24 protein-coding genes are annotated in these 22145 nt (G+C 44.3%); 17 read left to right on the top strand and 7 right to left on the bottom strand.

Annotation, left to right across the window (positions count from 1 at the left end; genetic code table 11):
* Positions 1–89: 89 nt before the first annotated feature.
* From NBH15_RS19345 to bioD, 12 genes are all read left to right on the top strand, one after another.
* Positions 90–1601, top strand: coding sequence for a bifunctional ADP-dependent NAD(P)H-hydrate dehydratase/NAD(P)H-hydrate epimerase (locus NBH15_RS19345; RefSeq protein ID WP_007659048.1), 1512 nt, complete (start codon positions 90–92; stop codon positions 1599–1601).
* 434 nt (positions 1602–2035) lie between these two features.
* The gene (locus NBH15_RS19350; protein WP_262922517.1) at positions 2036–3637 is read left to right on the top strand and encodes a tetratricopeptide repeat protein; all 1602 of its coding nucleotides are present in this window, start codon (positions 2036–2038) and stop codon (positions 3635–3637) included.
* A 116-nt stretch (positions 3638–3753) separates the two neighbouring features.
* Positions 3754–4119: a DUF3244 domain-containing protein gene (locus NBH15_RS19355; RefSeq protein WP_128133529.1), complete on the top strand. Its 366-nt coding sequence runs from the start codon at positions 3754–3756 to the stop codon at positions 4117–4119.
* 270 nt (positions 4120–4389) lie between these two features.
* On the top strand, positions 4390–5457 hold the full coding sequence (locus NBH15_RS19360; RefSeq protein ID WP_128133530.1) for a DUF4831 family protein: 1068 nt from the start codon (positions 4390–4392) through the stop codon (positions 5455–5457).
* A 19-nt stretch (positions 5458–5476) separates the two neighbouring features.
* A complete protein-coding gene (locus NBH15_RS19365) occupies positions 5477–7138 on the top strand; it encodes a peptide MFS transporter (RefSeq protein ID WP_128133531.1) in 1662 nt (553 codons plus the stop codon).
* A 13-nt stretch (positions 7139–7151) separates the two neighbouring features.
* A complete protein-coding gene (locus tag NBH15_RS19370) occupies positions 7152–7556 on the top strand; it encodes a hypothetical protein (protein ID WP_128133532.1) in 405 nt (134 codons plus the stop codon).
* Between the two features lie 12 nt (positions 7557–7568).
* Positions 7569–8549: a biotin synthase BioB gene (gene bioB, locus NBH15_RS19375; RefSeq protein ID WP_128133533.1), complete on the top strand. Its 981-nt coding sequence runs from the start codon at positions 7569–7571 to the stop codon at positions 8547–8549.
* Positions 8550–8562: 13 nt separating this feature from the next.
* A complete protein-coding gene (bioA, locus tag NBH15_RS19380; RefSeq protein ID WP_128133534.1) occupies positions 8563–9840 on the top strand; it encodes an adenosylmethionine--8-amino-7-oxononanoate transaminase in 1278 nt (425 codons plus the stop codon).
* Between the two features lie 185 nt (positions 9841–10025).
* Positions 10026–11165 (top strand): 8-amino-7-oxononanoate synthase, encoded by a 1140-nt coding sequence (locus NBH15_RS19385; RefSeq protein WP_128133535.1) that lies wholly within the window; start codon positions 10026–10028, stop codon positions 11163–11165.
* Positions 11162–11821 carry a DUF452 family protein gene (locus NBH15_RS19390; RefSeq protein ID WP_128133536.1) on the top strand — a complete coding sequence of 220 codons (660 nt, stop codon included), beginning with the start codon at positions 11162–11164 and terminating at the stop codon, positions 11819–11821. The genes NBH15_RS19385 and NBH15_RS19390 overlap by 4 nt, the downstream gene beginning before the upstream one ends.
* Positions 11797–12558, top strand: coding sequence for a malonyl-ACP O-methyltransferase BioC (gene bioC, locus NBH15_RS19395; protein ID WP_128133537.1), 762 nt, complete (start codon positions 11797–11799; stop codon positions 12556–12558). Before NBH15_RS19390 ends, bioC begins: the two co-directional genes overlap by 25 nt.
* Before the next feature lie 3 nt (positions 12559–12561).
* The gene (bioD, locus tag NBH15_RS19400) at positions 12562–13251 is read left to right on the top strand and encodes a dethiobiotin synthase (protein WP_128133538.1); all 690 of its coding nucleotides are present in this window, start codon (positions 12562–12564) and stop codon (positions 13249–13251) included.
* A 50-nt stretch (positions 13252–13301) separates the two neighbouring features.
* Here bioD and NBH15_RS19405 read toward each other — a convergent pair whose 3' ends face one another.
* The 6 genes from NBH15_RS19405 to NBH15_RS19430 all read right to left on the bottom strand — a co-directional run bounded on the left by NBH15_RS19405 (position 13302) and on the right by NBH15_RS19430 (position 17431).
* A complete protein-coding gene (locus tag NBH15_RS19405) occupies positions 13302–13697 on the bottom strand; it encodes a YkvA family protein (protein WP_244050881.1) in 396 nt (131 codons plus the stop codon).
* A gap of 66 nt (positions 13698–13763) precedes the next feature.
* Complete coding sequence (gene araJ, locus NBH15_RS19410; RefSeq protein WP_128133540.1) at positions 13764–14936, bottom strand: MFS transporter AraJ; 1173 nt, start codon at positions 14934–14936, stop codon at positions 13764–13766.
* A gap of 67 nt (positions 14937–15003) precedes the next feature.
* The gene (locus NBH15_RS19415) at positions 15004–15891 is read right to left on the bottom strand and encodes an outer membrane beta-barrel protein (protein WP_128133541.1); all 888 of its coding nucleotides are present in this window, start codon (positions 15889–15891) and stop codon (positions 15004–15006) included.
* 20 nt (positions 15892–15911) lie between these two features.
* Positions 15912–16385, bottom strand: a complete 474-nt coding sequence (locus NBH15_RS19420; RefSeq protein ID WP_244050880.1) for a DUF6108 family protein — start codon at positions 16383–16385, stop codon at positions 15912–15914.
* Positions 16386–16397: 12 nt separating this feature from the next.
* On the bottom strand, positions 16398–16925 hold the full coding sequence (locus NBH15_RS19425) for a PG0215 family putative anti-sigma factor (RefSeq protein WP_128133542.1): 528 nt from the start codon (positions 16923–16925) through the stop codon (positions 16398–16400).
* Positions 16922–17431, bottom strand: a complete 510-nt coding sequence (locus NBH15_RS19430; RefSeq protein WP_007659067.1) for a GFO_1088 family ECF-type sigma factor — start codon at positions 17429–17431, stop codon at positions 16922–16924. Before NBH15_RS19430 ends, NBH15_RS19425 begins: the two co-directional genes overlap by 4 nt.
* 97 nt (positions 17432–17528) lie before the next feature.
* On the opposite strand from NBH15_RS19430, the gene NBH15_RS19435 reads away from it, so the two are divergent.
* From NBH15_RS19435 to NBH15_RS19455, 5 genes are all read left to right on the top strand, one after another.
* Positions 17529–18209 carry a response regulator transcription factor gene (locus NBH15_RS19435; protein ID WP_128133543.1) on the top strand — a complete coding sequence of 227 codons (681 nt, stop codon included), beginning with the start codon at positions 17529–17531 and terminating at the stop codon, positions 18207–18209.
* 4 nt (positions 18210–18213) lie between these two features.
* The gene (locus tag NBH15_RS19440) at positions 18214–19482 is read left to right on the top strand and encodes a sensor histidine kinase (RefSeq protein WP_250823333.1); all 1269 of its coding nucleotides are present in this window, start codon (positions 18214–18216) and stop codon (positions 19480–19482) included.
* Between the two features lie 66 nt (positions 19483–19548).
* Complete coding sequence (locus NBH15_RS19445; protein WP_128133545.1) at positions 19549–19989, top strand: PepSY-like domain-containing protein; 441 nt, start codon at positions 19549–19551, stop codon at positions 19987–19989.
* A 24-nt stretch (positions 19990–20013) separates the two neighbouring features.
* The gene (locus NBH15_RS19450; protein ID WP_128133546.1) at positions 20014–20859 is read left to right on the top strand and encodes a PepSY-like domain-containing protein; all 846 of its coding nucleotides are present in this window, start codon (positions 20014–20016) and stop codon (positions 20857–20859) included.
* 123 nt (positions 20860–20982) lie between these two features.
* On the top strand, positions 20983–21432 hold the full coding sequence (locus tag NBH15_RS19455) for a PepSY-like domain-containing protein (RefSeq protein WP_128133547.1): 450 nt from the start codon (positions 20983–20985) through the stop codon (positions 21430–21432).
* A 76-nt stretch (positions 21433–21508) separates the two neighbouring features.
* Here the strand turns inward: NBH15_RS19455 and NBH15_RS19460 are convergent, their stop codons facing one another.
* Positions 21509–22141: a DUF3256 family protein gene (locus NBH15_RS19460; RefSeq protein WP_128133548.1), complete on the bottom strand. Its 633-nt coding sequence runs from the start codon at positions 22139–22141 to the stop codon at positions 21509–21511.
* Between the last annotated feature and the right edge of the window lie 4 nt (positions 22142–22145).

Genomic DNA, 22145 nt, shown 5'->3' on the forward strand with positions numbered 1-22145 from the left:
GCTTCCTTCCCTTTTTAAAAAAGGGGGAACAACATAGCAAAGTTTGTTATACATTTGTATGCTGAATAAACTTCTGATATCCTACAGTTATGATAAAGATATTTCCAACAGACAAAGTAAAAGAACTCGATCAATACACAATCCAGAACGAACCGATCAGTTCTATCGACTTAGTAGAACGCGCCTCAACGGTCTTCGTGCACGAATTTTGCCGCCGTTACTCCAAGCAAACCCGTATCATCGTATTTGCCGGACAGGGAAACAATGGTGCCGATGCACTCGCTATCGCACGGCTATTGAAAGACGAATGTTACAGGGTTGAAACTTATCTGTTCAACCCGACCGAGCATCTTTCTTTTGATTGTGAGATGAACAAACAACGGATACTCGGATTGGAGAAGGTTGAATTTACCGAAGTGGTAGCCGATTTCGTTCCTCCGGTACTGACCGACCGCGATGTCGTGATCGACGGTTTGTTCGGTTCCGGCCTGAACCGTCCGCTGACCGGTGGCTTTGCTGCAATGGTAAAATATATCAACCAGTCGGATGCAACGATCGTATCTATTGATATACCCTCCGGACTGTTCGGGGAAAATAACCAGACGAATGATCCGGATTCTATCGTAAGGGCAAGCCTGACGCTGACATTCGGATTCCCGAAACTGGCTTTCTTCTTTCCCGAAAATGCTCAGTATGTCGGTGAGTGGAAAGTGTTGGACATCGGTATTCACCCGGATATCGTCGATAACACGTCTACTCCCTATATGATGGTGACGGAAGACGATATCTCCGAAGTATTCCAGCCCCGCGATAAATTCTCCCATAAAGGGACTTTCGGTCACGCATTGCTCATTGCCGGAAGCAAAGGAAAGATGGGAGCCGCCCTGCTTGCCGCCCGCTCATGCCTGAGAAGCGGCACGGGATTACTGACCGTGCATATCCCGCAACGTGGCGAAGTCATTATGCAGGCAGCTTTTCCGGAAGCCATGATCAGCTTCGATCCGCATGCCGACTATTTCACGACCGTGCCTGAAATATCCATCTATTCCGCTATCGGTGTAGGACCTGGATTAGGACAACATCTCGAATCAGCCGCCGCCCTGGAACGTCTGTTGCAGACAACCGACAAGCCGGTCGTGCTGGATGCCGATGCATTAAACCTGATCGCTTCCAATAAAGATTTACTGAACCGTATTCCTCCGCGCAGCATCCTTACACCGCATCCGAAGGAATTCGACCGCATCGCCGGAGAAAGCAACAGCATGTTCGAGCGCCTGAAGAAAGCACAGTCTTTTGCTATCGAACATAAACTGTGTGTTGTACTTAAAGGCACTTATACGGCAACCTGCACGGCAAGCGGCAACGTATATTTCAACAGTTGTGGCAATCCGGGTATGGCGACAGCCGGCAGCGGCGATGTCCTGACCGGCATTATTCTCGGACTACTGGCTCAAGGGGCAGAACCCGAAACGGCTGCTGTTTCAGGAGTTTTCCTTCATGGCACGGCTGGCGACCTGGCAGCTGTTTACCGTTCAGAAGAAAGTATGATTGCCGGAGACATCACCGATATGCTCGGAAAAGCATTCAAGCAAATCAAATAAACAGATAAAGTTATTTTCCATTTATATAGGTGGAGGTGCGTCAAAATACACTAAATGGCACACAGATGACGCAGATTAAACAGATGAACACAGGTTATTTATTGATTTTCAATTTATTTATCTGTGCTCATCTGCCCGATCTGCGTCATCTGCGTGCTATAGTATGACATTTGAACTCTCACTTTTTTTATACAACCAGACTCTGCTTAATATTCAATACGCTTATCCACCTTCCCGAATAACTTCCAAAATATAACATTCATTATCAACTTCTGTTTCAAAAAAAAGCGATATATTCGGCCACCAAATATACGCAAATGACAAGTAAACCCCGAAATATTATTTTATACTTTCTGCTAATCTGTATCCTGTGCTTTTCTTCCTGTTCTAAGAGGAGTTCTGCCTCATCAGAACTATTGCAGGCAGAAAAATTGATGGAAACACTTCCCGACAGTGCGCTGGCCATTCTCAACAAGATACCATCACCCGAAACATTATCAAACAGGGAATATGCCTCTTATTGCCTGTTGTTTACGCAGGCTTTGGATAAAAACTATATTACAATTACTTCCGACTCATTGATAAAAAAGGCCGTCACTTATTATGAAAACCATAATGATATTGCCTCACTGGCGTTATCATATTATTATATGGGAAGAACCTATTTCGATATGCAGGATGCCTTACAAGCACAACAAGCCTATTTGAAAGCATTGGAATTAGGTGAAAGCCTGAACTCCACGGACCTGCTTATAAAAATAAACAATAGCCTCGGAACGCTTTATTCTTATCAGGATATTTACGAAACAGCGTTACCACTTTACAAAAAAACACTATCTCTTTTGGAAGGGAGTAACGACTCAACCAGAATATCTTTTGCATTACGCAATACCGCCCGTGTTTTTACTCAAACACAACAATTGGACAGTGCTATATATTATTATCGGCAAGCTATAGAAATAGCCACTCCCAAAAGTATATCATCTTTATATAATGATCTCGGAAACTTATATCTAAAAACCGGTCAATATGAAGAAGCACATGATTGTATACAAAAATCTATACAGACCTGCTTAGTTCCCAATCCACGGTATCATCTATACCTAACATATGGAGAATATCTGTTGAAAACAGCACAATACGATTCTGCTCAGTATTACCTGAAGCAAAGTTTACAGAGTCCCAACATTTATACTCAAGCTGGCAGTTTAAATTTTCTAGCCCAAATAGAAAGACAGAAGTCCGACTTGATACACTATTTTAAATACTGGGATCATTACGAACAACTGAGAGATTCAATTAGGATCAACTCTCATTATGAAAATATACGCATGGTACAAAGCATGTTCAACTACCAACACATAGCAGATGAGAAACTAAAGTATGAACAAGAGGCAGCCAGACAAATGATCATAATATATCAAATACTGATCATCACCGCCTTTCTATTTCTCACGGGTTTCTTCTTTTTCAAAAAAGAACAGAAGAAGAAGAAAAAGCTACTCGACCTAAAAGAGCAACAATACAAACAAAGCCAACAACACATAGAAGATAACAAACAACAGATTAAATATCTGGAAAACGCACTCTCCAACGGACAGGAAACGCTGAGTGATGTAAAAAAACAACTGTTCGAAACCCAAAAGCTAATGCTGGAAATGGAGAACAGACAAATCTCTTTAAAACAAAATACATTAGAGATATTAGAACATGATCTCAAAAAGTCTGCTTTATATATCAAAATACATAAGACCGAAACCGGACTTACGGAAAGCGAATGGTCAGAACTGGGTTTACTGATCGATGCGACTTACTCCGATTTCTCAAAACGTATTTTTGACTTATCTCCATATGTCTCCACAGAAGAATTACGTGTCTGTTATCTGGTCAAAATTGGCATTCCCGTTAAAAAGATCGCATCATTGATGAGATTAACAAGCTCCGGAGTCACACAATGCCGGAAAAGACTGTATAAAAAATTGACACATGAGCCTGAAAGCACCGAAAAATTCGACCAGTTTATAGCTGATTTATAATAACTTATCAATTGTCAACATTTTGTCAACAAAAATATAATCTATATTCCAATATGGGTTATACATTTGTAAGGCATTTTCAATTTTATCAACCGACAATTAAATTAATTAAGATTATGAGACAGTTCATCACAGCTTTATTTTTAGTAATATGTGGAGCATTCTGTGCTCAAAACATGTATGCAGATAATATTCCGACTAAAGGCAAATGGGGCCCCGAAGACATTAAATCTATCTTTCCGGCACGTCCTACAGCTTCAATAGAAGGACAAGATCTGACTATCGAATTTACCAGTCCGCTTAGCAACCTGACTATTCAGGTAAAAGATAATACAGGTATGGTAGTCTATGAAGAATGCGTATCAGCCTCTGGTCCACAAGTATATACTATTCCATTAAATCTTGAGAATGGTGAATATACGCTGGAATTAGTGCATAGATACGGATATCTTACCGGCTCTTTCATTATAGAAACAGAATAAGCATTAAACGCGCTAAATTTATGTTTATATACAACTCATGAGGACGATTTAACCGACCCCTCTATATCTCGATCTCCTTTTCCACTCATGAGTTGTTCTCCCTTAACCAAAACATTAACTATGATTTTTTTATCCCTCCCCAACTAAAGTACCATAATCATACTGCTCATCTACATTACAAAAGTCTAAAAGAAGGTTCTAAGGTTGGTTTCTAACAAAATATTTCATAGTTTTGTACAATCATAATTGAGATAAATAATTTGTTTAGATATGAAAAATCTGATCACAATAGCATGTCTTTTGTTTAGCATACCGCTCATGGCACAAACCAAAGTGGTAAAGAAAAACGCTGTTAAAGCGAATAATTTCGGTATTACCTACTCATTGCCAAAAACACAACTGATCGTTGATGCAGAAGTTACAAAGGTTACCTGCAAAGCCGGACCTTACTACAAGTATGCAGAAAAATACTTAGGAGTGAAAGATGCGATAACGGAAGATAAGGTATACTATGAGTTAGGAAAACTATCGTTGGTAAACAAAGGAATACCCGACCCGGACAACACTTATATCGTTGAATTTAAAAGTGGTACAGTTGCCCCTTACGCTTATCTGACGGAAGACGGCCTCCTGTGTTCCATCAATGCAGAATATACACCGGAAGAATCAGAACTTGAGACAATAAAGAAAAATGGCCAGGGACCGGCAAAAGTGACGGATGCCTCCGTCTTCTCGGAAGAGTTGCTGATGGCAGGCTCTACAGCCAGACAGGCAGAAGTTGCTGCCAAACAAATCTACCGTATCCGTGAAAGCCGTTTGAATATCCTGACCGGAGATGCAGATAATCTTCCACCCGACGGTGAAGCGATGAAGCTGGTTATCCAACAGTTAGAAGAACAGGAAAAGGCGCTGACCAACCTGTTCACCGGTATCCTTACCAAAGAAACTTCTCATTACGAAGTGAGCATTACCCCTTACGATAATCTGGAAAAAGAAGTTTTATTCCGCTTCTCCAATCTGATGGGTATCGTCGATGCAGACGACCTCGGAGGTGTCCCGGTCTATATGAATTTAAAAGCGACCGAACGTGCTCCGGTGCTTGACCCGAAAGAAGCTGAAAAGAAGGAAAAATCATTGAAAGGCATTATTTATAATGTACCCGGCAAAGCTAGTATTGAAATCAGCATGAACAAGAAAACACTATATAAAGGAGACGCACAAATTACACAATTCGGTTCACGCGAAGGGCTTGCTCCTGTTATGTTCGAAGATAAAAAAGCTCCGGTGAAAGTCTATTTCTATCCGGAGACCGGCGCCATAAAACAAATAATTCAATAATAATCTAATTTTAATTTCTATGTTTGAAGGACAACCTAAAGGTTTATACGCGTTAGCCTTAGCGAATACCGGCGAGCGTTTCGGGTATTACACGATGCTCGCAATTTTTACTTTATTCTTACAAGCTAAGTTCGGCTTCACAGCCGCCGAGACATCGACCATCTTCGGTTCTTTCTTAGCAGCAGTGTATTTTATGCCACTCATCGGAGGTATCCTTGCCGATAAATTCGGTTACGGTAAAATGGTAACAACAGGTATTGTTGTCATGTTTATCGGATATGTACTGTTATCTATTCCTACCCCTTCCTCAACCGGAAAAATATTGATGTTCGGTGCTTTAGCCCTGATCGCCTGTGGTACAGGTTTGTTCAAGGGGAATTTGCAGGTAATGGTAGGTAATCTGTATGATGCTCCTGAGTATAAAGCTAAACGCGATACTGCTTTCAGTATCTTCTATATGGCTATCAACATCGGTGCCATGTATGCACCTACGGCTGCTACACTGATCACAAATAAGATGTTGAGTAAAGCCGGATTCACTTATGTACCGCAACTACCTTCACTGGCCCATCAATTCCTGAACGGAACGATTACCGAAGAAGGGGCAACAACCCTGAGCGGCTTACAGGCAGCCCAGAACTTTGTTGGTGATACAGCAACTTTCTGTACAACTTATATTGACAAACTATCAGAGGCTTACAACTATGGTTTTGCTATTGCCTGTATCTCTCTGATCGTATCCATGTTGATCTATGTAGTGTTCCGTCCGACATTCAAGCATGCCGATTACAACTCTAAACAGGCTAAACCGGCTAATGTACAGGAAGAAGAACTGACACCGGAACAGACAAAAGCACGTATCCAGGCATTGTTGCTGGTATTTGCCGTGGTTATTTTCTTCTGGATGGCCTTCCACCAGAATGGTTTGACACTGACATTCTTTGCGCGTGACTATACTGCACAAGCCGTGACGGGATTGGATCGTTTAGGATTCAATATCGTGAACCTTACTTTCCTGCTGGTTATTGTTTATGCAGGATTCTCTTTGTTCCAGTCAAAAACAGGCAAAGCAAAAGGAATCTCAGGGCTTGTCCTTGTCATCATGCTTGGCTTACTGGGATGGAGTTACAGTTCTATGGATCCGACAGTTGGTATCCTGCCGCAGATATTCCAGCAGTTCAACCCGTTCTTTGTAATCGTGTTGACTCCGGTATCGCTGGCTGTATTCGGATATCTGGCAAAGAAAAAGAAAGAGCCGTCTGCACCGCGTAAGATCGGTATCGGTATGGTGATTGCAGCCTGCGGTTTCCTTATCATGGCGTTGGGTTCTTTAGGATTGCCTACTCCGGCAGCTGTTGAAGCAAACGGTATCTCTGCCGATGTTCTGGTTTCGCCGAACTGGCTGATATCGACTTATCTGGTATTGACTTTCGCTGAGTTATTGCTTTCACCGATGGGTATCTCCTTCGTATCGAAAGTAGCACCTCCTAAATATAAAGGTATGATGATGGGAGGATGGTTCGTAGCTACGGCTATCGGTAACTATCTGGTGGCTATCATCGGTTATCTGTGGGGCGGAATGCAGTTGTGGATGGTATGGAGCGTATTGATTGTATGCTGTCTGCTGTCGGCACTGTTCATCTTCTCTATCATGAAGCGTCTGGAAAAAGTAGCTAAATAATAAAAGCTAACAGATGAAGTTGCAGCAGACATATCTCAAACAAAAGACTTTCCGGTTCAAAAGATGGAGCCGGAAGGGGTATGCTGCATTCTTCAGTCTGGGCAGGGCTGTTACAATCGGGCAACTTTCTTCCAATGTGGCAGAAAGATTCCAGGTTAAAAACGGTTCCAATCATTCGTCTGTATTATTGACCGGACAAATCGGCCCGGAAGAAGCAAAGAAAGAGACTGAACTTTTGCAGGAGCAACCGTGTGCGGAAGCTATATCGTGGCTTTCACAGATGTTACTTCTTCTATTCTCTTTACAGACGGTAAAACAGACATCGGCAGCGGGTTCGTTCGCCTACATTATTATATGTATATATCCTAAAGCGGGAAGTTTCAGTTATGCTGAGACTTTCCGCTTTTCTATTTCATAAAAGACAACCAATATGATTGAAACACTTAAACAGATTGTTATTGAAGGGGGAATCATCAATGAGGAACAGGCCGTCGCCTTATCCCAATCTCCCGATAAAGAGGCTTTATATAAGGCCGCCCATCAGATCACACGTCACTTCATGGGAGATAAATTCGATACCTGCTCCATCATCAATGCCAAAAGTGGGAATTGCAGCGAGAACTGTAAATGGTGTGCACAGTCCGGACATTATAACACAGTCGTCGCCCTGTATCCCTTACTACCGGCCGAAGAATGTGTTCATCAGGCACTACACAATCGCCAACAGGGAATCGAACGTTTCGGATTGGTTACCAGCGGCAAACGTCTATCGGACGGAGAGATCAGGAAGTTGACAGAAACCGTCCGCTATATCAAACAAGCAAGCGACATCAAATGCTGTGCTTCCCTTGGTCTTTTGAATAAAGAACAGTTAAAAGAGCTGCGTGAAAGCGGTGTCGAAAACTATCATTGCAATATCGAAACTGCTCCCTCCCACTTCCGTACCCTATGTACTACTCATACAATCGAGCAGAAACTCGAAACAATCCGTATGGCACGCGAAGAAGGTTTCCGCATCTGTTCCGGCGGTATCATCGGCATGGGGGAAACAATGGAACAACGTATAGAGATGGCCCTGTTACTCCAAAAAGAGCAAGTACATTCCATCCCTTTAAACCTGTTACAACCGATACCGGGAACTCCGCTTGCCGGTACTCCCCAATTATCGGAAGAAGAGTTTCTTACGACTATTGCTCTATTCCGTTTTATCAATCCGGAGGCTTACCTCCGTTTCTCGGGAGGACGTTCACTGTTGAGTAAAGAGACACAACGGAAAGCCTTATATATAGGTATAAACGCAGCTATTATCGGCGACCTGCTGACAACCATCGGCAGTCGGGTAGAGGAAGACAAAATACTCTTTACCGAGGCCGGCTATTCATTAACAGAAGAAACCGACTGGGTCGGATAACACATACAGATTTATGACAACAGAAGAATTACTGCAATACGACAGGGAGCATGTATGGCATCCCTATACCTCGACAATCGACCCGCTTCCTGTCTATCCGGTAGCCGGTGCAGAAGGAGTGAATATCATTCTGGCAGACGGCAGACGCCTGGTAGACGGAATGTCGTCCTGGTGGGCAGCCGTTCACGGATATAATCATCCGGTCCTGAACGCTGCCGCTAAAAAGCAATTGGATAAGATGAGTCATATCATGTTCGGTGGTATTACACATGAACCGGCCGTCGAGCTGGCCCAAAAACTACTGGCAATCCTTCCTCCGGAGATGGAAAAGATATTCTTTGCCGACAGCGGTTCGGTAGCCGTCGAGGTAGCGATGAAGATGGCTATCCAATACTGGCAATCCGAAGGGAAAACCGGGAAGCATGCATTTGCCACAATCCGCAGCGGATACCATGGAGACACCTGGCATGCGATGTCTGTCTGCGACCCTGTCACAGGCATGCACGGGATATTTGCCGGCAGCCTTCCCGTTCAATACTTTATTCCTCAACCTTCCGTAAAGTTCAATGAAGAATGGAACGAAGATGCCATGGCTCCATTAAAAGATTTGCTGGAACAACATGCCGATGATATCGCCGCCCTGATACTGGAACCTATCGTACAGGGAGCCGGAGGAATGTATTTCTACTCACCGACTTTTCTGATTCGTGCCAAAGAGTTATGCGAACAATACAATGTATTGCTGATCTTTGATGAAATAGCGACCGGATTCGGCCGTACCGGAAAACTCTTTGCCTGGGAACATGCAGGTGTCGTACCGGATATCATGTGTATCGGCAAAGCCCTGACCGGAGGATATCTGACACTCTCGGCCACGCTGACTACGACACGGGTGGCTACTACCATCTGCTCCGGTAAGGCCGGTTGCTTTATGCATGGCCCGACCTTTATGGGAAACCCGCTGGCCTGTGCTATCGCCTCCGCTTCCGTCTCCCTGCTTCTGGAAAGCGGATGGAAAGAGAAGGTCAGCGCCATCGAAGCACAACTTCGTAAAGAACTGGCGCCGGCAGAATCTTTTGAGAATGTAAAGGAAGTACGGGTACTCGGAGCCATCGGAGTGATTGAAATGAAAGAACCGGTCAATATGGCAATCCTGCAACGTCGCTTTGTGGAGGCTGGCATTTGGGTCCGCCCATTCGGCAGGTTGGTTTATTTGATGCCGCCGTTTATTATCCGACCGGAAGAGCTTACGGTTCTAACTTCGGGGGTATTGAAGTGTATTAAAGAATAAGTAATGAAGTAATTTTAGAAAAAGGTGAGCTATCCCGTTCCCGTGCTTGACACGGGATCGCAAAGGCACAGACCGTTTCCTATAATATCTTTTGATACCTCCAGTTCTCTTGCGGCCCCGTGTCAAACACGGGGACAGGATAGTTCACTTTTGATAAAAACTGAAACATTCATTTTCAATAAACAATGAAAGATTACACTCTGATATTAAAACAATTAAATGAAGCGGGGAACCTGCGTAGCTTGCCGGATATCGTTCATACCGGCAACCGGATAGAAAGAGACGGGCAGGTCATGCTTAACCTCTCTTCCAACGATTACCTGGGATTGGCGTCCCGCACTGATTTAAGGGAGGCTTTCTTTGAAGAATGGAAGGAAAAAGATTATCCTCTCTCCTCCTCCTCCTCCCGCCTGCTGACCGGGAATTTTACGGTATATACGGAATTGGAACAGTTGATGGCCGAACGTTTCAACCGGGAAGCTGCTTTGCTTTTCAACAGCGGTTATCATGCCAATACCGGAATACTGCCGGCTTTGGCCAATAAGCAAACCCTCATCCTTGCCGACAAACTGGTACATGCCAGCATCATCGACGGGATACTGCTCAGTGGCGCCCCTTTCCAACGATACCGCCATAATGATTACAATCAGTTGGAAACATTATTAAAAAAGAATGCCAATCAGTACGAACAGTTATTTATCGTAACAGAAAGTATCTTTAGCATGGATGGCGACGTTGCGGACCTCCGCCGCCTGGTAGAACTGAAGAAAAGTTATCCGAATGTCTGCCTCTATGTCGACGAAGCTCATGCAATCGGTGTCCGCGGCAAAAACGGTCTCGGAATAGCCGAAGAACAGGATTGCATCCGCGATATAGACCTGCTGGTCGGTACTTTTGGTAAAGCACTTGCTTCTATGGGTGCTTATGTAGTTTGTAGCCGGACCATCCGGGAATATTTGGTCAACTGCATGCGTCCACTGATATTCAGTACCGCCCTGCCTCCTGCACAGATAGCCTGGACACGTTTCATCTTCGAACGACTTCTGGAATTTTCCTCCCTGCGTGAAGAACTCACCCTGACAAGCCATCTGCTTTCCGATGCCCTCGAAGGCAAAGGAGGAGAAATCAGCGAAAGCCATATCATCCCTTATATAATCGGAGAAAATAACAATTGTATCAGCAAAGCCGAAGAGTTACAATGCAAAGGCTTCTATTGTCTCCCCGTCCGTCCGCCCACGGTTCCGAAAGGAACGGCACGGATACGCTTCTCATTGACAGCGGATATAACCACTGCGCAACTCACCCAACTGATAAAAGAAATATGAAAATAGAAAAACAAATCAATAGCTCCTATTCCCGCCTGCTCCTCTTCTTTGCTGGCTGGTCCGCTTCGCCCGAATCATTTACCGGACTGAAAGCAGAGAATGGAACGGATATCATGCTCTGTTATGATTACAGGGACATGACATTCCATGAAGACCTAAGCAGCTATAAGGAAATCCATCTGATTGCCTGGTCTATGGGAGTGCGTATGGCAGAACTGGCTTTAGCCGGGAAACACGCACTAACAACAGCAACCGCCATCAACGGCACGCCCCGGCCGATAGACGACAACTTCGGTATCCCGGAAAACATCTTCCGGGGAACACTCGACCACCTGACAGCCGAAGGTATGAAACGTTTCAACCGCCGAATGTGCGGCAGCCGGGATATACTCGCACAATACGAGAAATTTCCTGCCCGCCCGCTGGAAGAGGTTAAAGACGAGCTACAACATATTTACAATCTTTGTAACGGCCAATCAATGACAAATGCAGACGACACGACATCTATACAATGGACACGTGCCATTATAAGCTCGGACGATCATATCTTTCCGGCTGCCAATCAACGCAACTACTGGAACGGACGTTGTCCGATAACAGAAATCACAGCACCTCATTATCCTTTTTATTTATGGAAACAGTGGAACGAATTATAACCCGCTTCAGCCGCGCGCTGGATAGTTACGACCTGCATGCCGATGCACAGCAACAAATCTGCCGGAAACTCACCGGTATATTATCGCGTTACACCGGCATCCATTTTCAGCGTGCCCTTGAAATTGGTTGCGGAACGGGCGGTTTCACCCGTCTTTTGAAAGAAAGTTGCGTAATCGACGAATGGTATCTGAACGATATCTGTGACGGTTGTCGGGAGAAAGTAGCCTCTCTGTTCCCCGGACAGTCACCACTCTTTATCGCCGGAAATGCGGAAGAGATCAACTTTCCCGGCCGCTTCGACCTGATCGCATCCGCTTCCGCCTTTCAATGGATGAAGGAACCTGTACAATTCCTTCATAAACTGGCCGGAATGCTTTCGCCCAACGGAACTTTACTGTTCAATACCTTTGCTCCCGGCAATTTAGCGGAGATCAGGCAATTGACCAGCAAAGGTTTAACATATCCTTCAGGCGAACTGCTGACGGAATGGTTGGAGGAAGATTTTCATCTGATTCACTTAAGAGAAGAAGAAATAATCCTCACTTTCGATACACCGCTCGATGTGCTCCGCCATTTAAAGCATACAGGGGTAACCGCTACCGGCGACGGCACCTGGACACGCGGCAAACAAACAGATTTCTGCCGGGATTATCAGGAACTGTTCCATACAAATAACAATCAGGTAACACTCACTTACCGCCCGCTCTATGTGCTGGCAGTAAAAAAACAAGCATAAAAAATGAAAGGAAAAGTCTTATTTATTTCAGGCATCGACACCAATATCGGCAAAACCTACGCCACCGGTATCCTCGCCCGCGCCCTGGCCGAAAAGGGCAAAACGGTTATCACCCAGAAGATGATACAAACAGGTTGTACGGAAGTATCGGAAGATATTGAAATGCACCGGCAGTTACAGAATATCCCCTTCACCGAAGAGGATAAGGCCGGCCTCACCTGTCCTTACATCTTCACGTATCCCTGTTCCCCGCACATGGCTGCCGAACGCGACGGACGCACCATCGACCTCGCGACCATCACCGAAGCGACACGTAAGTTACAGGAGAAATATGAATATGTCCTTCTCGAAGGTGCCGGCGGACTGATGGTTCCGAACGATTTCAACTCGCTCACCATCGATTACGTAAAAGAACAAAATTATCCGGTCCTGCTTGTCACCTCCGGAAAACTGGGAAGTATCAACCATACCCTGCTCAGTCTTTTTGCCTGCAAACAATATGGAGTAGAAGTAAAAGCGCTGGTCTATAATCTGTATCCGGAAATAGACAAATTGATTGCCGATAATACGATGGAGTATCTCACCCAGTATCTTGAAAAGGAGTTTCCAGGGACGGAACTGATTACATTAACTGAACAAAAACAAGGAATAGCTTCAAATATCAACATTGAGTTCTTTATCTCACGAAGCTGAGTTCTTTATCTCACGAAGCTGAGATGAAAGACTCAGCTTTATGAAAGAAGCTACAGGTTATCCGTTCCCGTAATCTCCGATACCCGGGCATTGGCACGTGCCTTGATTTCAGGAGTGATACTATCTTTCACCAACTTCAGAACCAATGTCATTACGGCAATATCATCCGTAAAACCGATAACAGGCAGGATACCGTCCGGAATCAAATCAATCGGCAGGATAAAATAACCGAGGGCACCGACAATATAGGCTTTATGCTGGAGAGAAACTTTATCGTCCTGCAACATATAATAAAGTGTAAACACCGGTAATAACACAGTAGCTCCCACCTTTTTGGCTACCCGTTCAACCTTTTTCCAAAAACGGTTATCCGAATAATAGGTTCCGTATTTCTGCACTTCGTGTACCTCTTCAAAAGGGACATCTTCAATTCTATTTGTACTCATACTCGTTGTTTTTACCAATCGGAGCAGTTCACAGACTGCCCCTTCCTACCAACAAAGATACTAATTTTATCCAGCCATGCAAACCTTCATCTTCCGCTGTTCATACTTCCGGCTAAACCAGCTAAGCAACAGGAACCCGGCAAAAGCTGAAGCGGCACCCGGAAGGGCAGCATACTGATAACTATATCCCGCCTCGATAGGCAATCCTCCGCAATAAGCCCCCAGCGCATTCCCCATATTGAACGCAATCTGAACGCTGGCAGCTCCAAGCATCTCACCGCCCTTTGCATTTTGAATAAGCAGGAGTTGTTGCGGTGCCGATACGGCAAACAGGCAAGCAGTACCTATACACATCAGGATAACGGACAGCCAGGGATTAACAGCACAAACGAAAATAAACACCAGCGTCAGGCACATTACCCCTTGTGTAACAGCCGCCACACGTCCCGGCGTATACATATCGGAAAGACGACCACCCAACAGATTACCGATACACATCCCTAATCCGGCCAATACCATAATAATAGTCATATCGGCTGCCGGAAAACCAGAAACCTGTGTAAGCATCGGTGTTATATAGCTGTATAAACAAAAGAAACCGCCATTACCGAACATCGTAGCAAAAATCAACAACCACGGCGCCCGGTTCCGGAGAAAACGGAACTGTCCCTTAAAACCGTTATCCGGCAAAGCGGCAACATACGGCACCCACCGCCAGATAAACCAAAAGACAACGACTCCCCAACAAGCCGCACTGAAGAAGGTGGCTCTCCAGGAAATAGCATGGCTGATATAAGTCCCGAGCGGAACAGCCAGCAGATTAGCCACCGTCATTCCCGAAATCATAATTGCCACAGCTTCCGACTTCTTCCCCTCCGCAGCCAGCCGTTCTGCCACAATCGACCCGACACCAAAGAAAGCGCCGTGAGGCAGGCCGGAAATAAAACGCATAGCCATCATCGTCCAGTAGTTAGGCGACAACGACACAAACAGGTTTCCAACGATAAAAATCGTAACCAGAACAAGAAGGATTTGCTTCAATGGCCGCGTACGGGCCAACAGTACCAACAAAGGAGCACCGGCACAAACACCCAGCGCATAAGCCGAAATAAGATGCCCGGCCTCCGGAATCGAAATGGCCAGATCACGAGCCACATCGGGCAATATCCCCATCATTACAAACTCGGACAAACCGAGCCCCAGCGTTCCAAACGCCAGGGCGATAAGACTTTTCTTCATAACCGATAACCTAAACTTTTCGGCCGCAAAGTTAATATATCAAACAGAGATATTGGTTAAAATTATGTTATAAGTGTAACTGCAACCCGAAAGAAACCGGATGAAGGGCCGGTCCTTTTTTACTCTCAAACATTTCAATAGGCGAATACTTGAAGTAGGCCCCTATGCAGCCGACACCCGCTTGAAAAAGAAGGTCCATCGTAACAGGACGAAGGTTCATGCCACCATCCATTTTCTGTTTCCGGGTCTTTCCGCGCTCGTCATCGTAAACGACTTTGGAAGAAGAGGTTGTCTTGATAACCCCAACTACACCGCCGGAAACGAAGAAACGGGGTTTATGTCTTTTCTTCGGTGTCTGCCATTCGAGCAATACAGGGATGGTAAGGCTGGTCATATTCAGTTTACTCTTTTTATAAACAACACCTTCGGGAGCAGGAACCAGCTGGGTAACGCCATCCACCTCCTGAAAATGAGCGTTTTCATCTATACGGTAACGATTCCAGCGCAGGCCGGCACCGGTCACCAGCGCCCAGTTATACCGGGAGAATGGAAAGCTGAACTCCATAAAATTCAGATTATATTCCAGCGATTTCCCTTTGCGCAGCGAAACATCGTCTCCATCGAAACTGTTGAAGCCCATACCGAAGCCGGCCCAGTGGGCGGAAAAGTCCCTGTCCCAGGTGGGAACAGGTATATTCAACGTCTTGATATGTTTGCGGCGTTCGTAACTTTGCCCGTCACGGTAGTGCCCCTCAAAAACCATTTCATCATCAACCGCTTCACCATTTTCATCCAGTTCATATACCCGCACCTTCATCCGGTCACCATTATCTTTGACTTCTATACGTTTCTTTTCCAATGTGATAACCGTATCGGCCGGCATCGGTTCTACTTCTGCTGCCAGCAAACCCATCACGGGGAGACAGGCTGCCATAATCAGTATTAATCTTTTCATCTTCATATAGTTTTATTCGTTTATAAATCTTTTTTAGTGAACAGGATAGTAATCAAATCGTCACTATCCAGATCTCCTTCGATATAGACCAGGGTTATCACGCCTTTTGCATTGACTTTGAAAAGGACAAAACGGTTTATATCAGCCTCCTTACCCGGCAACTGGTAATAAGCGGAAATCACGCCGCCATCGTCGGTCACTTCCTTAATCTTACGGGCGCCTTTCTGGTCTGCCTCCAGACACTGACGGGTGAAACGCAAGGCTTCCGGATCATTCTTGATCGTAATGCTCTTATAGCGGGTCATGCCGTATGTCTCGAGCATTTCGTTGGAAAGTTCCACCATCGTTACATTCTTTTTACGGCCGTAACGCTGGAAAACATCCTGTATCTTCAGGTCTTTCTGCAAAACCTCAGCATCTGTTGCCCCTACTCCGGCAGGAAACAGCATAAGGGCTGCCAACCATACTAATAATGTGTATTTGATCTGTTTCATCGCAACAAGTTTTTATTCGTCATCACTAAAAATGGAACCAAGTTCCTTTAATTGGTTATCTATGATCCGGCGGTCAGCCTCATCTTTATCTTCTTCGGGGAAATATTCGTCCGCAGGAGTGGCCACCTCATGCAACGCTTCAAAAGCCGAAGAGCGAACCTTATGGATATCGGTATAACACCGCCCATTTATCACTACATAATTATCTGAACAAAAACAGGGATCGGCCGGATAAAGCAACTGACTGATTCCCAAAAACACCAGCACACAAGCAGCAACTGCCGACAGAACATAAACCACCGATTTGCGATTCAACCGGAAACGCTTTTCCGGAAGTGCTTCGGGAGCGATCTCCGACCATATCTCTTCTGCCATATCCCTTTCAGTCGCAATCTCCTCATCGAAATAAGCAAACAAAGGTTTGTAGGCAGACAGGTTTTCCGGAACATTGTCTGAAGCGAAGAAACGACGGAGCTTCTGCTCTTCTTCCGCCGAAGTTTCTCCTTCAAAATACCGATTCAATAATTCATCTATATTCATAATTGCTCCTGTTTGTTTAATAATAAAAACTGTTCCCGTATCTTCTTCCTGGCTCTCGAGAGGTTGGAACGGATAGCTTCGACCTGAGAACCGGTTATCTCGGCTATCTCGGCTATCTCATAACCTTCCACATCTTTCATCCGAATGATGGTTTGCTGTACAGCAGGCAATTGGCTGATCAGTTGCCGGATACGGGCGGCGGCATCCTGTTGCTCCAACTGTTCGGCCGGCGAACGGTATCCCGAATCCAGCGACAGCGTCTCTATATCGGGACCTTCCGGCCGGCGGGCACGCAGTTTATCCAGAGCTAGATTCTTGGTAACCTGCATCGCCAGTGCTTCCACGCTATTGTAGCCGTCCAATTTCTCACGGATATACCACAGCTTCAAAAAAGCCTCCTGCACGATATCCTCGGCATCGGCCTTTTCCTGCATCAGTCTCAGGGAAAAGTTGATCAGCTTATCCCGGAGTGGTAAGACGGTTATTTTAAACGTTTCAAGTTCCATTCTGTTATTATGACGACAAAGGAAGGAAAACATAACACGAAAATTCCAGTTTTTTGCCAGAATTATTGCATAACTTTGTAAATAAATAAGATAGCCCATGAAAATTCTGATTGTAGAAGATGAAGATTCTTTGCGTGAAGTAATGATCCGTTCGCTTGAAAAGGAGCGCTATGTCGTGGAAAGTGCGGCCAACTATCAGGATGCTTTGCTGAAGATCAACGATTATGATTACGATTGTATCGTGCTGGATATCATGTTGCCGGGCGGTAGCGGCCTCCACTTGCTGGAAGAATTGAAGAAGATGCGGAAAAAAGATAGTGTTATCATCGTCTCTGCCAAAGACTCGATCGAAGATAAAGTGACCGGTCTCGATCTCGGTGCCGACGACTATCTGACCAAGCCTTTCCACCTGGCCGAGCTGAATGCCCGTATCAAATGCATCATCCGCCGGAAACAACAGGATGGCGAAATGCATATCAACCTGGCAAACATTACTGTCTACCCGGATCGCCATGCCGTATATATTAATGAAGAAGAACTGGTGTTGAACCGCAAAGAATTCGACCTGCTTTACTATTTCGTCACCAACCCCGACCGCCTGATTAGCAAAGGGGCACTCGCTGAATCTATCTGGGGAGATTATATCGACCAGGCAGACAGCTTCGACTTTATTTACAGCCAGGTAAAAAACCTGCGCAAGAAACTGAAGTCCGCTGGGGCGACAGCCGAAATTAAAGCGGTCTACGGTTTCGGCTACAAAATGGTAAACGAAGAATAATACAATGAAACTGATCCACTATATATTCCGCAATCTGTCGATTCCGTTACTGATCATCCTGACGGCCTGGGCCTGCTGTTTCTATTTCGTCATCATGCACGAGATAGACGACGAGACCAACGACAGCCTGGAAAATTATAAGGAAATCATTATCAAGAGTGTCCTTGCCGACAGCACATTACTGCGTGACCATGTCGACATCATGACCAAATATTATATCCGTGAAGTCCCGGAGTCGGAAGCTGAACTGGATAAAGACGAGTTCTTCGACTCCACCACCTATATCGAAATCGAAATGGAGTACGAACCGGTCCGCGTATTACGTACCTGGTTCATGACTTCCGACCGGAAATATTACGAGTTGACTATCGAAACTTCAACCCTCGAGAAAGAAGATATGGCCGAAGCAATCTTCTGGAGTATCATTATATTATATGTCAGCCTGCTCTGTTGTATCCTGCTGGTATCGCACTTTGTATTCAAATCCAGCTTCCGCCCTCTTTATACGCTCGTTAAATGGCTGAAAGAATACCGCCCCGGAAAACAACCGGCCCCATTGGTAAACGAAACCAAAGTGGAAGAATTCAAAATCCTGAATACGGCCATACAAACAACCATGGAACGAAATACGGAAATGTATAACCAACAGAAGCAGTTCGTCGAAAATGCTTCCCACGAACTGCAAACACCGCTGGCTATCTGCATGAACAAACTGGAACTTCTCAGCGAAAACCCGGATTGTACGGAAGAACAGCTTTCCGAAATAGCTGGAATCAATCATACGCTCCGTGGAATTATAAAGATGAACAAATCCTTGCTACTCCTTTCACGTATCGACAACAAACAGTTTCCCGACACTTCTGAGATAGAGTTCAATAAGCTGATCGACAGACTCCTGCCGGATTTTAAAGAGATGTATGAATACAAAAATATACAGGTATCCTATACGGAAACCTGTTTATTAACATATACGATGAACGAATCGCTGGCTACTACCCTGGTCAGCAATTTATTAAAGAACGCGTTTATACATAATATAGAAAACGGAACAATCGCCATTACAATAACCAGCCGTACATTAACTGTTGCCAACAGTTGTGACAGCCCGAAACTGAATGAAGCGACTTTGTTCAACCGTTTTGAAAAACAAACGCATAAGAAAGATTCAACCGGACTGGGATTAGCGATCATTAAATCGATTGCTTCCATTTACGGGATAAATATAAAATATGAATATAATGGGCTGCATCAGTTCATTTTAACATTCAAATAATCATTTTTCCCAAATCTTTCCCAAATGTCACCTTTTCTTTGCAGTATAAATTAAAAGAAGAAAGTCATGAAAAAGTTCGGATTAATTCTGGTCAGCCTGTTATTATCAACAATGGCCATTTTCGCAGACAACGAGAAGATTACAAGAGACAAATCGGTATTGCCTTCTGTATGCCGCAACTTCCTGTCAGACTATTTCGGACAGACAGATATCTCGCATATAAAAATAGAAAGCAACCTGCTGGGAACAAAAGGATATGACGTGATCCTCACCAACGGGATTAATGTGGAATTTGACAAGTCCGGCGAATGGAAAGAGATCGAAGCGCGCCATGCCTCTATCCCTTTAGAAATCCTGCCTGCCAGAATAGCAGATTATATAAGGAAGAATTTTGCCGATAGCAAGGTTATCTCTGTCGACAAAGACACACGCGAATATGAAGTCAAGTTAAACAATGACCTTGAACTCAAATTCGACCGTAACGGTAACTTTAAGAAATTCGATTAACAAAACAACAAAAAGAAAATAAGTATGAAAGTAAAACTATCTATTTTAGCATTAGCATTGTGCGGTCTGTTTGCATTTACAAGTTGTGATGATGATGACAACTATCAGCCCGACCAAACCGTCACTAAAGCATTCGATGAAAAATACCCGGGTGTCGGTAAAGTAGAATGGGAAACCAAAAGTGGTTATGAGGTAGCCGATTTCCATCTGAGCGGAAATGATGCCGAAGCCTGGTTTGACAATAAAGGTAACTGGGTAATGACAAAGACAGAAATCAATTTCGGTCTGCTTCCTGAAGCTATCCGTTTGAGTTTGAGAGCTAATGAATATAAAGATTGGAAATATACAGAGTACGATAAACTCGAACGTTCAAATGCCGCCACAGTGTATGTCATTGAAGCGGAACAGGGCGAAAAAGAAGTCGACCTGTATTATACGGAAGACGGTGTGCTCATCAAAGTAGTCAATGACTCCGATGACGATCACAACAACTTCCAGCCTGTTATTATTCCCCAGGCGATTACAGACTCAATCAACAAAATGTATGCAGGTGCAACCATTCTGGAGTTCGACCAGGAAAAGAATGGTTTTGAAGTGGATATCCTCCATAATAATATCTACAAGGATGTTTATTTCAATACTGAAAACCAATGGATTTCTACAGAATGGGACATTACAAAAGATCAGGTTCCGGCAATCGTCATGAATGCTTTACAGGCTTCCGAATACAAGAATTATACAATTGATGATATTGATCTTATCGAAAAACCGGAAGGTACTTTCTATGTATTCGACCTGGAACAAGGAAATAATGATGTTGAAGTAACATTCGATTCCGAAGGCAATATTAAGAGTACCCAAAAAGATTAACTCTGTAAAAACGAACTTTGCATAGAGCGAATTTGTTTCTTACGAGAATAAACTACACGGATACGATGGCTGGACCTCCATTGTATTCGTGTTTTCTTTTATAAACAATTAAAATTAAACGTCATGAAAGAAAAACTATCTGTTTTAGCCATTCTCGTATGCTGCATTTCGCTGCTTGCCGGTTGTAATAACCATCAAAAGAAAGTAAACCAGACTGTCGAAGTCCCTCAGGTTTTCCGGAACTTTATCTCGACCAAATATCCGCAGGCAACCATCCTGAAACTCGATAAAGAAAAGAGCGGCACGGAAATCGATATAAAAGACAAAGGCATCCATAAAGAAGTATCATTCAATGAAAAAAACGAATGGGTTAGCACCCAATGGGATACCCGTCTTGAAGACGTCCCGGTCGTTGTGACGGACGAACTTGCCAGTTCCGCCTATAACCAATACAAAGTACTGGAAGTAGATGCAATCGAAAAACCAGCCGGTATGTTTTATATATTTGAACTGAAACAGGATAATAATACGGTAAAACTTACATTCGATTCGGAAGGACAGCTCATTGAATAAATCATCACACAGTGAAACAAAAAAATCAGCCGAGGTTTAGCTTTATCCAACCTTGGCTGATCTCTTTTTATTTGTCCTATTTAAAATGAAACTTCTCCCAGGTATACACTTTCGGAGCTTCTTTTATAAAGAGAGTTACTATCTTACGGTCTTCCTGGCTCAGATACTGAGGAGTTGTGTATGTTGCCGTTAATGTCAGATTTTCGGGACTCAAACTATATTGTATCAAATCCATATCCAAACGGGAAACAGCATCCAGAAAAGCCGTACTGTTTTTATCTGCATCTTCTTTGATAAACCAATCCGCCTCGACGGGAGTGAACAGGTCGGAAGCAGCCAAAGGTTCCCATTCCGTTGTAAAAAACTCAATCCGGCTGTCAGGTACCGGACCATTTACCGTTTTCACCATACAGATCACATTTGTATTATTCACCAACGGGAGCAATTTCATTTCTACAGTACTTCTGTCGGTAACCTGTAACAACAAATAATCGGAAGTAAGATTCTTCAACGCAGAAAAGCCATTCATCGTATTCTTCAAACGGGCCTCTTTACCCGATTTGTACAGATCGACCAGGTCCTTACGCCAGGCATCTTCCAGTTGCGGAATATTCTTATCCGGCATTGAAACAAATAATGCATCTATTTCCTGGGCTTCCACACCCCATGCAAAAACACAAATCAATATAGAAAAAATAAGTCGTTTCATATTC

It is taken from the genome of Parabacteroides caeci (genome assembly GCF_023656795.1).
In the GTDB taxonomy this organism is placed as follows: domain Bacteria; phylum Bacteroidota; class Bacteroidia; order Bacteroidales; family Tannerellaceae; genus Parabacteroides; species Parabacteroides segnis.